This is a genomic window from Haloarchaeobius amylolyticus (genome assembly GCF_026616195.1).
GTDB lineage: Archaea > Halobacteriota > Halobacteria > Halobacteriales > Natrialbaceae > Haloarchaeobius > Haloarchaeobius amylolyticus.
Map to the genome: position 1 here is coordinate 710,149 of NZ_JANHDH010000001.1, position 13,569 is coordinate 723,717.

Below are 13,569 nucleotides of genomic sequence, written 5' to 3' on the forward strand. Positions count from 1 at the left end.
ATGGTGCTGATGCTGATGCGACTGATCCTGTTCGCGCTCGCGCTCGGACTCACCTTCATCAGTTTTCAGGCGTACAACCAGAAGGGCGGTAAACGGCTCGAATCGGCGTTCATCGGCTTCGCCTTCATCAGCATGGGCGTCGCCCTGACGAACATCAGCATGCAGATAACCAAGGGCGTCGTCTACTTCAACATCGCCGAGACGGTGCCGTTCATCGTCGGGTTCAGCATGCTGTATCTCTCCCTGTACCGCTGAGCGAGTTTCGACAACAGTTTTAGGCCGGGTCCATTCTACTCCGGCAAATGGGTAACTGTATCATCTGTGGTGCCTCGGTCGACGGGCACATCTGCAAGAGTCACGAAGAGGACGTCGTCTTCGTCTTCGAGGGCAACTCCCCGAACCAACTGACCCCCGGACGCTACTACGAGGGAAGCGTCGACGGCTTCGCCGAGTTCGGCGTCTTCGTCGACATCGGGACGTCCGTCACCGGGCTCCTGCACCGGAGCGAGCTGGACCGACGCCTGGACAGCCTCGACTGGCAGTCCGGCGACACCGTCTACGTGCAGGTCACCGACGTGCGCGACAACGGCAACATCGACCTCGGCTGGTCCATCCGCCAGGACGAGGCCGAGTTCCGCGGCAAGCTCATCGACAACCCGAGCGGTGACAAACTGCCCGAGGAGGAGGAGAAGCAGGAGGTCGCCGCGACGACCGAGGGGACCCAGCAGGCCACCACGCAGGTCCGCACCCCCGACGGCAGCGACGCGACCCCGAGCAGCGACAAGACCGAAGAACCCGGTGAGGCGCCCGACGAGGGAAACGCTGACTCGGCCTCGGACGCGTCCGGGGCCGACGACGAGCAGGACGGAACCGATGAGTCCGCGCAGGCGGAGTCCGCACAGGCGGAGTCCGCACAGGACGAGTCCGCCGCCGACGAACCCGCAACCGCCGACGAGAGCGACGCCGCGCCCGAGCCGAGCGACGACGAACCGCTCGCCCGGACCCAGATCGACGGTCTGACCGAGCAGGTCGGCCAGGTCGTCAGCATCGAGGGCGAGGTCATCAGCGTCCGGCAGACGTCCGGCCCGACCGTCTTCGAACTGCGCGACGAGAGCGGCGTCATCGAGTGCGCCGCGTTCGAGGAGGCCGGCGTGCGCGCCTACCCCGACGTCAGCGTCGACGACGTCGTCCGTCTCGAGGGCGAGGTCGAGCGCCGCCACGACAACATCCAGGTCGAGACGGAGTCCCTGACCATCCTCGAGGGCGAGGAGGCAGCCGCCGTCGACGAGCGCATGCAGGCCGCCATCGACGACGAGGCCGACCCCGGCAGCATCGACCTGCTCGCCGACCACGACGCCGTCGCGGCCGTCACCGACGAGATCCGCGAGGTCGCGACCGCCATCCGCCGCGCCGTCATCGAGTCCCGCCCGGTCGTCGTGCGCCACCGCGCCACGGCCGAGGGCTACGTCGCCGGCGCCGCCATCGAGCGCGCCGTGCTCCCGCTCGTCCGCGAGGAGCACGCCCGCGACGACGCCGTCTACCACTTCTTCGAGCGCCGCCCGCTCGACGAGCCGGTGTACGACATGGACGCCGCGACGAACGACGTGACGGACATGCTCGACGCGCGCGAGCGCCACGGCGAGCAGCTCCCGCTCGTCGTCCTCGCCGACCTCGGCAGCACGCTGGAGTCCCGCGAGAGCTACGACCTGCTCGACGTCTACGACGCCGACCGTGTCGTCGTCGACGCGGGCCACCCTGACGAGGAGATCGTCGACTCGGTCGCCGGCATCGTCAACCCGCACCTCGCCGGGTCGGGCGACGACGTGACGAGCGCGACCCTCGCCGCGAACGTCGCGGCCCACGTCAACGAGGACGTGCGCGAGGACCTGCGTCACCTCCCCGCCGTCAGTTTCTGGGCGGACGCGCCGTCGGCCTACACCGACCTCGCCAGCGAGGCCGGCTACGACGCCGACGAGACCCGCGAACTCCGCGAGGCCATCGCGCTGGAGGCGTACTACCAGTCCTACAAGGACAAGCGCGAACTCATCACGGACCTGCTGTTCAACGAGAGCGACGGGCTCGCCGGCCACGTCAGCGAGCAGTTCCGCATCAAGCTCGAGCGCGAACTCGAGACGGCCCGGCGCAACGTCTCGACGCGCACCGCGAAGGGCATCGAGTTCGCCGTGCTCGACGCCGACGCGTTCACGCACCGCTTCGACTTCCCGCCGACGGAACTCCTGCTCGAGGCGCTCCACCGCGAGCAGGCCGCAGAGACCGACGAGACGCTCGTCACGCTCGCACTTGGTGACGACGACCTCTACCTCCGCAGCACGGACCACGTCGACATGCGTGGCGTCGCCGACGAGGTCGCGGAGGTCGTTCCCGAGTCCGGCCTGAGCGTCGTCGGTGGCCGCGACGGCCACCTCGAGTACCTCTCCGGCGAGCGCGAAGACGTGCTCAACGCGACGGTCTCGGCCATCGCGAAGTCGTTCAAGCCGTAGAACAGGGCGTTCGCGCCGTTCTCAGTCCTCTCGTCGTCGCTCAGACGCAGAGCCGTCGGTCCGCGACGCCGCCGTGTCCGACGCCGCCGGCCCGCTTCCGGACTCGGGAGTCTCCGACTCGAACGCGGGCCGCACCCGCTCCAGTTTCGGGAACTCCTCGGTCGGTATCCTGTCGAGCACCTCGACCGTCCCGTGGGTGCCATCGACCCGGATGCGCTGGCCGGTCTGGATGCGGGCCGTCGCCGCCGGGACCGAGACGACCGCCGGGATGCCGTACTCGCGGGCCACCAGCGAACCGTGGGTCATGCGACCGCCGACCTCGGTGACGAGGCCGGCCGCGTTCAGGAACAGGGGCGTCATGCCGGGGTCGCAGAACTCCGTGACGAGGATCTCGCCGCGGGCCAGCGTCTCTGTGGTCGGGTCGCGGACGACTCTGGCGAAGCCCTCGACCACGCCCCGAGAGACGGGTGTGCCTTCCAGCGCGTCGTCCTCGGCGATGCGTGGCTCGCCCAGGGCCTCGCCCTCGCTGGTGACGACCCGTGGGGCGTGCATGGCCGCATGGTGGGCGAACAGGGCCTTGCGCCGCCGGAGGTCGGGCGCGATGGGTTCCCCGGCGAGTGCGGCCTGCAGTTCGTCGAGGTGGAGGTACCAGACGTCCCCGGTGTCGACGAGTACGTCCGCGGCTTCGAGCGTCTCCCCGGCGGCGACCAGCTGCTCCCGGACCGCGGCCAGCAGGCGCGCGATGCCGTACTTCGGGTGCTCGCGGAGGGCGAGGTAGCCGCGGTAGACCGCGACCAGTCGGCGGACCGCGGCGGCCCTGGCCTGCCCGCGGGGACCACGTCCTGCCTGCTCGGCTGCGGCGACCTCCAGCCGGGTCGCCGCCGCTTCGGCCTCCTCGACCAGGTCGGCGAAGTGCGCCCGGTGGAGCCCCGTCTCGCCTCCGAGCAACGCTCCCCGGACGGTCTGGAGCACCTGCGAGGGGTCCTCGCGCCAGCGGGGCCGCGAGAGGTCTATCTCGGTCGGCCCGCGGAAACCGTACTCGTCGAGGAACGACTGGAGCGCCGCGTCGAAGGCGGCCCCGCCCTCGGTTCGGGCGACGGTCTCGCGGTCCTGCCCGGCCTCGATGGCGCGTGCGACCGCCGGGAGCGACCGCGCGAGGTCCGCGAGGTCGCCGAGTGCGAGCGTCATGTCGGTGACCACGTCGCCGGCCAGCCCGCGTCCGAGCGCGTCGATGTCGGCCTCGTGGCCGGGGCAGAGCCGCCGGAGCGCGGCGCCCGCGACGAACGTCGCGTAGAACGGGAAGAACCGTCCCATCACGCCGAAGACCGACCCCGTGAGTTCGTCGAGGGCGGTCTTGACGCGCTCCTCGACGGTCTGCTCGCGCCGGATTCGCGTGACCGCGTCCGCGGCGAACTCGTCGTACCACTCGCGCTGGCGGGCCGCAGCAGCGTCGGGTCTCCCGAGCACGAGCGCGCCGAGGGCACTGCCGGTGATGCGAGAGAGCAGGGGCGCGACGCGTGTCGCCGTCCCGAGGTTCCGGCCCACGGTTCGGACCAGCCCGGCCTCGTCGGGCCAGGGGTCGCGCTCGGAGACGAAGGCGTCGATGGCGACGGCCGCGGGTTCGTCGACGCTCGCCATGGCTGCCAGGTACCGCCCGCGGAGCCGCGGGTTCCGGACGAAGGGGGTCACGTCCTGGTAGAGTCGCCCGCCGGCGGTCGCGACCTCGCGTTCGCCCCCGAGGCCGAACCGGCGCATGGATTCCGTGAGGAGGTCGCGCCAGACGTCCACGACGAGGGGCGGCATCGCCGCCGACATCGCCTCCTTGTGGTTCCAGCTGTAGTAGACGTGCAGGGCGTCGTCTTCCGGTGCGGGTTCCGGGACCGGAAACAGGGTCGTGATGGGGCGCGCCTGGAGGAGCAGGAACCTGTCGTCGTCGCGGCACCACTCCACGTCCATCGGTGCCCCGAACAGGTCGTGGGCCTGGTTCCCGATGTCGACGAGCCCGCGGACCTCGGCGTCGGTGAGGACGCGCTGGCGGCGCTTCTTCGCCGAGACCTGCGTCGTCTCGGTCCCGCCGCCGGGCGTGGCGTGGACGGCCTCGCGCTTCTCGCCGACGGTGTACTCGAGGACCTCGCCGGTGCTCGCGTCGGCGTGGACGGTGTCCGCGGTGACGCGGCCGCCGACCTGTGACTCCCCGAGGCCGTAGCCCGCGTCGATGGTGACCCGGGTGCGGTTGCCCGACACCGGGTCAGCCGTGAACAGGATGCCCGACGCCTCGGGGTAGACCATGCGCTGGACGACGACGGCGCAGCCGACCGCCTCGTGCGGGATACCGTTTCGCTGGCGGTAGACGATGGCCCGGTCGGTGAACGCGCTGGCCATGCACTCGACGACCGTCCCGCAGACCGCGTTGGGCCCGACGACGTTCAGGATGGTGTCGTGCTGGCCGGCGAAGGAGGCGTGTGGCAGGTCCTCGGCGGTCGCGCTCGACCGGATGGCGTAGGCGTCGTCGATGCCCAGGATGCCGAGTTCGGCGGTTATCTCCTGCCTGATGGCGGCTGGCAGGCGTTGCGCCCGGATGGCCTCGCGGGTGCGCCGACCGGCCTCCTTGATGCCCTCGGTGTCGGCGGGGTCGAGGTCGGCCAGTGCGGCGATGCGGGCCTGCACCGTCGGGTCGGCGACCACCTCGCAGTAGACCGCGGTCGTGACGCAGAACCCCGCCGGGACCGGCAGGTCCACGGCCACGAGTCTCGCCAGGTTCGCGCCCTTGCCCCCGGTCCACTTCGGGTCGGTCGCGAGCGGTTCGGCTAACGGAACGACTGTCGGTACTCCCACTTGTGCTCCCCCCAGAGTGGGCAGTGTACGGGCCGAGGCGATATGACGGTTCCGCGATTCGATATATATAGGAGGGCGTGGGGCGCCGTGCGACCAGCGCTAGCGACGCGGTCCCGACACCCTTTTTGCTGTCACACGGCCATGCCATAGCAATGAGTACCGAGACGGACCCGACCGAGTCCGACGCGTTCGCGGCCGTCTGCGAGGACCTCGTCGAGCAGATCCTCGCGGGCGACCTCGAACGCGACGACGTGGAGTCGGCCAAGCTCGAGGCCTGTTCGCGACACTCCGCGCCGAAGGTCCCCAAGAACTCGGAGATTCTCGACCACGCGCCCCAGGAGCGCCGCGAGGAGCTGGAGTCCGTCCTCATGCGCAAGCCCGTCCGGACCGCCTCCGGCGTCTCTCCGGTGGCCATCATGACCTCGCCGCACATGTGCCCGCACGGGAAGTGCCTCTACTGCCCGGGCGGCCCGGCCAGCGAGTTCTCCAGTTCGCAGTCCTACACCGGCCACGAGCCCGCGGCGGCCCGCGGCGTCCAGAACGACTACGACCCGTACGGGCAGGTCACCCTGCGGCTCGAACAGCTCCGGGAGATCGGCCACCCCGTCGACAAGGTCGAACTCATCCTGATGGGCGGGACGATGACCGCCCGGAGCCACGACTACCAGGAGTGGTTCGTCAAGCGCGCGCTGGAGGCGATGAACGACTACGACGTGGACAAGCAGCCCGAACCCGCCGAGGGCGAGAGCTTCGCGCAAGCGCCCGACGAGTACGACTTCGAGTACCTGGAGGACGTCATCGCGGAGAACGAGACCGCCGACGTCCGCAACATCGGGACCACCTTCGAGACCAAGCCCGACTGGTGCGACCCCGAGCAGATAGACCGGATGCTCGACCTCGGCGGCACGAAGGTCGAGGTCGGCGTCCAGACAACCTACGAGCGCATCAACCGCGAGATGCACCGCGGCCACGGCGCCCAGGCCAGCATCGAGGCCAACCAGCGCCTCCGTGACTCGGCGTTCAAGGTCGGCTTCCACATGATGCCCGGCCAGCCCGGCATGTCCAGGGAGATGTGCCTGGAGGACTTCCGCCGGCTGTTCGAGGACGAGAAGTGGCGGCCAGATTATCTCAAAATCTACCCGACGCTGGTCGTCCGCGGCACCCTCGTCTACGACTCCTGGCACCAGGGCGAGTACGAACCCCTGGACAACGAGACGGCCGCCGAACTCGTCGCCGAGATCAAATCGATGATCCCGAAGTACACCCGGCTCCAGCGCGTCCAGCGCGACATCCCCGCGGACTTCATCGACGCCGGCGTCTGGAAGTCCAACCTCCGCCAGCTCGCCCGCAAGAAGATGGAGGACCACGGCTGGACCTGTGACTGCATCCGCTGTCGCGAGGTCGGCATGAACGACGAGGTGCCCGACGAGGTCGAACTCGACGTGATGACCTACGAGGCCGCCGGCGGCACCGAGCACTTCATCAGCTACGAGGACCCCGAGAAGGACCTCCTCGTCGGCTTCTGTCGCCTGCGCTTCCCTGGCGACCCCGTGCGACGGGAACTCCAGAACGCCGCGCTCGTCCGCGAACTCCACGTCTACGGCCCGATGGTCGAGGTCGGCCAGCAGAGCCACGACTGGCAGCACAAGGGCTACGGCCAGAAGCTACTCGCGAAGGCCGAGGAACTGGCGGCCGACGCCGGCTACGACAAGGTCAGCGTCATCTCCGGTATCGGTGCCCGGGAGTACTACCGGAACAAGCTCGGGTACCACCAGGATGGGCCGTACGTGAGCAAGCGGTTGTAGACGCGGGTGCGGACCGACTCGACCCGACTCTTCTTGTACCAGCAGGCGGCCACCATCGGCGTGTTCTGACCAGCCAGCACGCGAGGCCCAGCGGTTGCACGGGCCAGCCTCGCGTGTTTCCTCCCGCAGCGTCCGTCTGTTCGCCACGCGATTCACGGCCGCGATTCGTCGAAGAAGTCGGTCAACTCGTCCCAGAGCACGAGCACGACACCGAGGCCGAACGTGCCGAGACAGACCTGCAGGACGGCCGCGTTCGCGCCCTTGCCGACGATACCGAGGTAGATGGCGTAGCTGACGAGCGCGACCACGACGAGTGCCATCGTCGCCCCACCGACGAGCCGAGCCGGGAGGGGAATCATCGACGCGCCGTCGGGGGCGGAGGGCGGGCCTGCGGCCATGTTGTCGGGACGACTCGAACGAGCGACATAACCGTTCTGCCCGGCGGTCCTGAACGACAGGCCCTTACCCTCCCCACGTAAAAACCCGCGCATGGAACCCAAGCGAGAGTTGACGAGCGTCGACCTCGCCGCCCTCGTCTCCGAGCTGAACGCCTACCGGGGCGCGAAGCTCGACAAGGCGTATCTCTACGGCGACGACATGCTCCGCCTGAAGATGCGCGACTTCGAGCGCGGCCGGGTCGAGTTGCTCCTGGAGGTGGGCGACACGAAACGCGCCCACGTCGCCGCGCCGAGTCACGTCCCCGACGCGCCCGGGCGGCCGCCGAACTTCGCGATGATGTTGCGCAACCGCCTCTCCGGCGCTGACTTCGAGGGCGTCGAGCAGTTCGAGTTCGACCGCATCCTCGAGTTCTCGTTCTCCCGCGAGGACAAGGACACGAAGATCATCGTCGAGCTGTTCGGCCACGGGAACGTCGCGGTCTGCGACGAGAACTACGAGGTCGTCGACTGCCTCGACACCGTCCGCCTCAAGTCGCGAACCGTCGCGCCGGGTTCGCTGTACGAGTTCCCGGAGTCGCGACTGAACCCGCTGACGGTGGACTACGACGCCTTCGTCGCGAAGATGAACGAGTCCGACACCGACGTGGTCCGGACGCTCGCCACCCAGCTCAACTGGGGCGGGCTCTGGGGCGAAGAGCTCTGCCAGCGCGCCGGCGTCGAGAAGGCGATGGATATCGCCGAGGCGGGCGAGGCCGAGTACGAGGCGATATACGACGCGGTCCAGCGCCTCGCGCAGTCGCTCTCGTCGGCCGACCTCGACCCCCGCATCTACTACGAGGAACCCGAGGACGACGAGGGCAGCCGCCGCGTCCTCGACGTGACGCCGGTCCCGCTGGAGGAGCGCGAGACGCTCGCCAGCGACGTCTACGACACGTTCAACGGCGCCTGTGACGACTACTTCTACGAGCTCGAGGTCGAGGACGAGGAGGAGTCCGGCGGCAAAAGCGGGTCGAACCGGCCGGACTTCGCCGAGCAGATCGCCAAGCACGAGCGCATCATCGAGCAGCAGGAGGGCGCCATCGAGGGCTTCGAGCAGCAGGCCGAGGCCGAGCGCGAGAAGGCCGAACTGCTGTACAGCCACTACGGACTGGTCGACGAGGTCTGTTCGACCATCCGGGCCGCCCGCGAGGAGGAGGTCCCGTGGGACGACATCGCCGCGAAGTTCGACCAGGGGGCCGAGCAGGGCATCCCCGAGGCCGAGGCCGTCGTCTCGGTCGACGGAGCGGAACGGACCGTCACGCTCGACCTCGACGGGACCGACGTCACCGTGGACGTGTTCGAGGGCGTCGAGAAGAACGCGGACCGGCTCTACACCGAGGCCAAGCGCGTCGAGGAGAAGAAAGAGGGCGCGCTGGCGGCCATCGAGGACACCCGCGAGGAACTCGCGGACATCAAGGAGCGCCGCGACCAGTGGGACGCCCGCGAGGAGGAAGACGACGACGCGGGCGACGAGGAGGACGCCGAGACCGACTGGCTCGCTCTGCAGTCGGTGCCCATCCGGACCGACGAGAAGTGGTTCGAGCGCTTCCGCTGGTTCCACACCAGCGACGGTTTCCTCGTCATCGGCGGGCGGAACGCCGACCAGAACGAGGAACTGGTCAAGAAGTACCTCGACAAGGGCGACAAGGTGTTCCACACGCAGGCCCACGGCGCGCCCGTCACCGTCCTGAAGGCGACCGACCCGAGCGAGCCGTCACGGGACGTCGACTTCCCCGAGTCGAGCATCGAGGAGGCCGCCCAGTTCGCGGTGACGTACTCCTCGGTCTGGAAGGACGGCGTCTTCGCCGCCGACGTGTACGCGGTCGACGGCGACCAGGTGACCAAGACGCCCGAGAGCGGCGAGTACCTCGAGAAGGGGTCGTTCGCCATCCGGCGCGACCGAACCTACCACAACGACACCGCGGTCGGCTGTGCGGTCGGCATCCAGTGCGAGCCCCTGACCCGGGTCATCGGCGGGCCGCCCTCGGCCATCGAGGACCGGACCGAGGTCAGTGCGCGGGTCGAACCCGGCCGGTTCGCACAGGGCGACGTGGCAAAGCGCATCTACCGGGGGTTCCGCGAGGCGTTCACGGACACGTCGTTCGTCAGGAAGGTGGCCAGCCCGGACAAGATACAGCACTTCCTCCCGCCGGGCGGGAGCCGCATCCTCGAGGAGTAGGGGCGTCGCGAAAACAGGTCGCGTCGGTCGCGTCGCTCGGTCTCAGGCGATGCTGTCGGCGATGCCGGCGACGACCGGGACCCGGACCGTCTCGCCCTGGTACGTCTTGTAAAGCATGTAGAGCCAGAGCGCGAACGCCCCGAACCCTGCCACGAGGCCGACCAGCGAGAGCACCAGCGAGATGAGTCCGCCGAGGAGCCCACCGATGACGATACCGAGGACGATGTTCACCATCGCCAGTGCGAACGACGCCGCGAAGATGGCGATGGAGAGGACGATGGACTGGGCGGCGTGGAACCGCACGAACTGGTTCTCGGATTCGAGGACGAACACGATGGCGCCGGAGACGACGCCGAAGACGTAGGCGAGCGCGCCGGCGACGTTCTCGTCCACGCCGAGGCTCGTCTTCTCGCTGGTCGATGTCGCGGTCGGCTCGCTGGTCGAATCTGCAGTGCTGATGGGGTCTGCCGTGAGGTCGTCGGTTGCCATGTGGTCCTATCACAATGTCACACGATAAACCTATGCACCCGTTGTGGGTTTCTCGAACGGTCTAACGACCGGTTCGGGGCAGCGTCGAGAACCAGCAGGCACTTGCGACTCCGGGTGCGACCGCGAACCATGACCGGCCCGACCCGTCGCCGAGGTGACTGCTGAGTGCTCGTCGACGCGTTTCGTTACCCCTTCCGTGGCGACGACGCCCGGACCGTCTGGGCCGCACTCGCTGGCTTCGGCCTCGCGGCCGCCCTCCTCGCCCGGTTCGCGGTCGGCCTGTACCCGACCGTCGTCGCGCTGGTGCCGGCCCTGCTCGCCGTCGTTCCCGTCCTGCTCTGGGCCGGGTACTGCCACGCCGTGGTCGCCACGACCATCGCGGGCGACGCCGACCCGCCCAGCCTCGGCTCGATGCGGGAACTGGGGAGCGACGGTGCCCGGACCGCTGTCCTGACCGTCGCCAGCCTCTCGATTCCGACCGTCGTCCTGCTCGTGACGGTCCAGGGCGTCGGCTCGCTGTCCCCGAGCGAGGTCTCGGGGGGCGGCGGCGCCCTGTTCGTGCTCGGCGGCACCGTCACGGTCTGTCTCGCCCTCGCCATCGTCTACCTGTTTCCCGGCGCGCTGGCGGTCCTCGCGACCGATGGCTCCCTCGCCGAGGCACTCGACCCCCGCGGTCGCCTCCACGTCTACCGCCACAGCGCCTACTTCCTGACGTGGACCGTCGCGTTCGTCGTCGGTGGCATCGGCGCGACCCTCTTCGGCGTCGTGCTCGCCAACCGGGGCGCACTCGGCCTGTTCGCCCTCGTCGTCTCGGTGTACACCAGCCTGGTCGCCGCCCGGCTGACGGGCGCTGGCTACCGGCGCGTCGTCGGGTAGCCACGCTGCGGGAGAAAGGAAAGGATTGTACGACCGGCGGCCGGAATCGCCCACATGCAGATCAAGGAGCGGGTGCAGGTCGACGGGCGCTCGGAACGCATCACGCTCGTCCCCGAGACCATCGACGACCTGTGGCACCTCCAGTACGTCCTCGAACCCGGCGACCTCGTCGCCGGCGACACCACGCGCCGCATCCAGCGCGACGACGAGCAGTTGCGCGACACCGGCGGCGAGCGCGAGCACATGCACGTGACCATCGGTGTCGAGGAGGTGGAGTTCCACAAGTTCGCGAACCGCCTGCGGGTGTCGGGGACCATCGAACGCTGTTCCCGCGAGGACCAGCTCGGCCTCCACCACACGCTCAACGTCGAGGAGCACGACGAGATCGAGGTCGAGAAGGTGTGGAAGCCAGACCAGCTCGACCGGCTCTCGGAGGCCGAGGAGTCCGCGGACAACCCGGACGTGGCCATCGCGACCGTCGAGGAGGGCGAGGCGCACATCCACACCGTCGCCCAGTACGGCACCGAGGACCGCGGGAGCTTCACGGGCACGACGGGCAAGGGCGAGTACGCCCGGGGTCGCTCGGAGCTGTTCGCGGAACTGGCGCAGGCGCTGGCCCGGATGGACGTCGACGCGGTCATCCTCGCCGGTCCCGGCTTCACCAAGCAGGACGCGTTCAAGTACATCGAGCAGAACCACCCCGAGGTCGCCGAGAAGACGACCATCGTCGACACCGCCTCGGTGGGCGACCGGGGCGTCCACGAGGTGCTCAAGCGCGGCGCGGTCGAGGACGTCCAGCGCGAGACCCGCATCGCCGAGGAGGCCGAGTACATCGACGAGCTGACCGCCCGCATCGCGACCGGCCACGAGGCCGCCTACGGCCCGGACATGGTCGCGAAGGCCGCCGACTACGGCGCCATCGACCGACTGCTCGTCCTCGACGAGAAACTGCGCGAGGAGCGCGGGCCCGACGGCGAGTGGGACCTCGACGTGAACGAGCTCATCACGAACGTCGAGCGCAAGGGCGGCGAGATAACCGTCTTCTCCAGCGAGTTCCCGCCGGGCCAGCAGCTGAAGAACCTCGGCGGCATCGCGGCGCTGTTGCGGTACCGGCTCGATTGACCCGCCGGCACCCCACCCATTCGTCCGGGGACCTGTCCTGTTTTCGATACGAAGGAATAGCAAACGAATTGGTGGTCCGCTCCCGAGGGACAGCCACCGATGAGTTCCGACGATTTCGACATCGACCTCGGTGGTGGCAGTGGGAGTAGCGATAGCGGTGGTGGTGGCGGCCGACGCGGCCTCGTGGTCGCCGCCGCCGGCCTGACCCTCCTCGTGCTCGTCGTGGTCCTCGTGGCGTTCGTCTTCGGCGGCATCGTTACCGTCGACGAGGGGACCCGTGCGGTACACACGAGCCAGGGCAAGGTCGTCGGCGTCTACGGCCCCGGCTGGCACGTGAAGCTACCCGTCATCGACGGGGCGCACCACTTCGACGTGCGGACCCAGGAGTACACGATGAGTTCGTCCTCCGGCGAGGGCGTGAAGTCGAACCGCGACGACTCCATCACGGCGCTCTCCTCGGAGGGGATGGAACTCGACATCGACGTGACGGTGCGGTACCACGTCGTCCCGAACGAGGTCGACGCCATCTACTCGACCGTCGGCACCTCGAACGAGGAGATCAACCGGAAGATCGTCCGGCCGACCGCGCGCTCTGCGGTCCGGAGCTGTGCCGCCGAGTACGAGGGTCTGCAGATCTACTCGACCGACCGCGACAGGTTCCGCACCTGCATCAACTCCCAGCTGAGCGCCGAGTTCGAGGCCAACGGCGTCGCACTGGAGACCGTCCAGATACGCAACGTCCAGCTGCCGCCGAAGGTCGTCGAGGCCATCAACGAGAAGCAGGCGACCGAGAAGCGACTGGAGAAGAAGGAGACGGAGATCGAGATCGAGAAGAAGGAGAAAGAGCGCGCCGTCATCGAGGCGGAGGCAGAGGCCGAACAGATCCGCATCAAGGGCGAGGCGCTGCGCGACAACCCGGAGATCCTCCAGCTCCGGTACATCGACGCCATCCGCTCGAACCCGAACACGGTCTACATCCCCTCGGACTCGGGCCTGACGCTGACCCGCGAGGTGGATTCGCCGAACGGGAACGCGAACGCGACGAACAACTCCTCGCGCGTCGTCGCGGGCCCGGCCGCGGCTGTCGACCCGTCGCTGTTCGCCGCGGTGGGAGTCGACCCGCCGCGTGTCGCCCCGGTCTGAGCCGCTCGCACACCGGACCCTATTCTCGTTGGGTATAGCTCCAATACCCAGCAGCCGATACGTACTGATGCGGTCGTCGTACAGGCTCGACACCATCCCACCACCGTGCCACCGGAGTCACAGGCCCCCACGCCGTCCGGCTCCCCGCTTCGGACGCCCTCCCATCCCTCACCCCACCCTTT

At 68.9% G+C, this 13,569-nt stretch carries 10 protein-coding genes; 7 read left to right on the top strand and 3 right to left on the bottom strand.

The window, feature by feature from the left end; translation table 11 throughout:
* A complete protein-coding gene (locus NOV86_RS03740; protein ID WP_267641703.1) occupies positions 1-255 on the top strand; it encodes a DUF7521 family protein in 255 nt (84 codons plus the stop codon).
* Positions 256-302: 47 nt separating this feature from the next.
* Complete coding sequence (locus tag NOV86_RS03745) at positions 303-2,501, top strand: OB-fold nucleic acid binding domain-containing protein (protein WP_267639893.1); 2,199 nt, start codon at positions 303-305, stop codon at positions 2,499-2,501.
* 21 nt (positions 2,502-2,522) lie between these two features.
* On the opposite strand, the gene NOV86_RS03750 is transcribed toward NOV86_RS03745, so the two are convergent.
* Positions 2,523-5,336 (bottom strand): PEP/pyruvate-binding domain-containing protein, encoded by a 2,814-nt coding sequence (locus NOV86_RS03750; RefSeq protein WP_267639894.1) that lies wholly within the window; start codon positions 5,334-5,336, stop codon positions 2,523-2,525.
* A gap of 152 nt (positions 5,337-5,488) precedes the next feature.
* Here NOV86_RS03750 and NOV86_RS03755 point away from each other — a divergent pair, with 152 nt between their 5' ends.
* Positions 5,489-7,141 (top strand): tRNA uridine(34) 5-carboxymethylaminomethyl modification radical SAM/GNAT enzyme Elp3, encoded by a 1,653-nt coding sequence (locus NOV86_RS03755; RefSeq protein WP_267639895.1) that lies wholly within the window; start codon positions 5,489-5,491, stop codon positions 7,139-7,141.
* A gap of 152 nt (positions 7,142-7,293) precedes the next feature.
* Here the strand turns inward: NOV86_RS03755 and NOV86_RS03760 are convergent, their stop codons facing one another.
* A complete protein-coding gene (locus tag NOV86_RS03760; protein ID WP_267639896.1) occupies positions 7,294-7,539 on the bottom strand; it encodes a hypothetical protein in 246 nt (81 codons plus the stop codon).
* A 91-nt stretch (positions 7,540-7,630) separates the two neighbouring features.
* Between NOV86_RS03760 and rqcH the strand changes: the two genes are divergently transcribed.
* Positions 7,631-9,757 carry a ribosome rescue protein RqcH gene (gene rqcH, locus NOV86_RS03765; RefSeq protein ID WP_267639897.1) on the top strand — a complete coding sequence of 709 codons (2,127 nt, stop codon included), beginning with the start codon at positions 7,631-7,633 and terminating at the stop codon, positions 9,755-9,757.
* A 42-nt stretch (positions 9,758-9,799) separates the two neighbouring features.
* Here the strand turns inward: rqcH and NOV86_RS03770 are convergent, their stop codons facing one another.
* A complete protein-coding gene (locus tag NOV86_RS03770; RefSeq protein ID WP_267639899.1) occupies positions 9,800-10,246 on the bottom strand; it encodes a DUF4870 domain-containing protein in 447 nt (148 codons plus the stop codon).
* Between the two features lie 165 nt (positions 10,247-10,411).
* Between NOV86_RS03770 and NOV86_RS03775 the strand changes: the two genes are divergently transcribed.
* The 3 genes from NOV86_RS03775 to NOV86_RS03785 all read left to right on the top strand — a co-directional run bounded on the left by NOV86_RS03775 (position 10,412) and on the right by NOV86_RS03785 (position 13,387).
* Entirely contained in the window at positions 10,412-11,122 is a 711-nt protein-coding gene (locus NOV86_RS03775) for a DUF4013 domain-containing protein (protein WP_267639900.1), read from the top strand.
* A 54-nt stretch (positions 11,123-11,176) separates the two neighbouring features.
* Complete coding sequence (locus tag NOV86_RS03780) at positions 11,177-12,244, top strand: mRNA surveillance protein pelota (RefSeq protein WP_267639901.1); 1,068 nt, start codon at positions 11,177-11,179, stop codon at positions 12,242-12,244.
* A 99-nt stretch (positions 12,245-12,343) separates the two neighbouring features.
* On the top strand, positions 12,344-13,387 hold the full coding sequence (locus tag NOV86_RS03785) for a prohibitin family protein (protein ID WP_267639902.1): 1,044 nt from the start codon (positions 12,344-12,346) through the stop codon (positions 13,385-13,387).
* Positions 13,388-13,569 lie beyond the last annotated feature (182 nt).

What these genes read in the sequence shown, in the direction of transcription:
- NOV86_RS03740 (WP_267641703.1), top strand. Translation starts at nt 1, where the DNA reads ATGGTGCTGATGCTGATGCGACTGATCCTGTTCGCGCTCGCGCTCGGA.
- NOV86_RS03745 (WP_267639893.1), top strand. Translation starts at nt 303, where the DNA reads ATGGGTAACTGTATCATCTGTGGTGCCTCGGTCGACGGGCACATCTGC.
- NOV86_RS03755 (WP_267639895.1), top strand. Translation starts at nt 5,489, where the DNA reads ATGAGTACCGAGACGGACCCGACCGAGTCCGACGCGTTCGCGGCCGTC.
- NOV86_RS03760 (WP_267639896.1), bottom strand. Translation starts at nt 7,539, where the DNA reads ATGGCCGCAGGCCCGCCCTCCGCCCCCGACGGCGCGTCGATGATTCCC.
- rqcH (WP_267639897.1), top strand. Translation starts at nt 7,631, where the DNA reads ATGGAACCCAAGCGAGAGTTGACGAGCGTCGACCTCGCCGCCCTCGTC.
- NOV86_RS03770 (WP_267639899.1), bottom strand. Translation starts at nt 10,246, where the DNA reads ATGGCAACCGACGACCTCACGGCAGACCCCATCAGCACTGCAGATTCG.
- NOV86_RS03780 (WP_267639901.1), top strand. Translation starts at nt 11,177, where the DNA reads ATGCAGATCAAGGAGCGGGTGCAGGTCGACGGGCGCTCGGAACGCATC.
- NOV86_RS03785 (WP_267639902.1), top strand. Translation starts at nt 12,344, where the DNA reads ATGAGTTCCGACGATTTCGACATCGACCTCGGTGGTGGCAGTGGGAGT.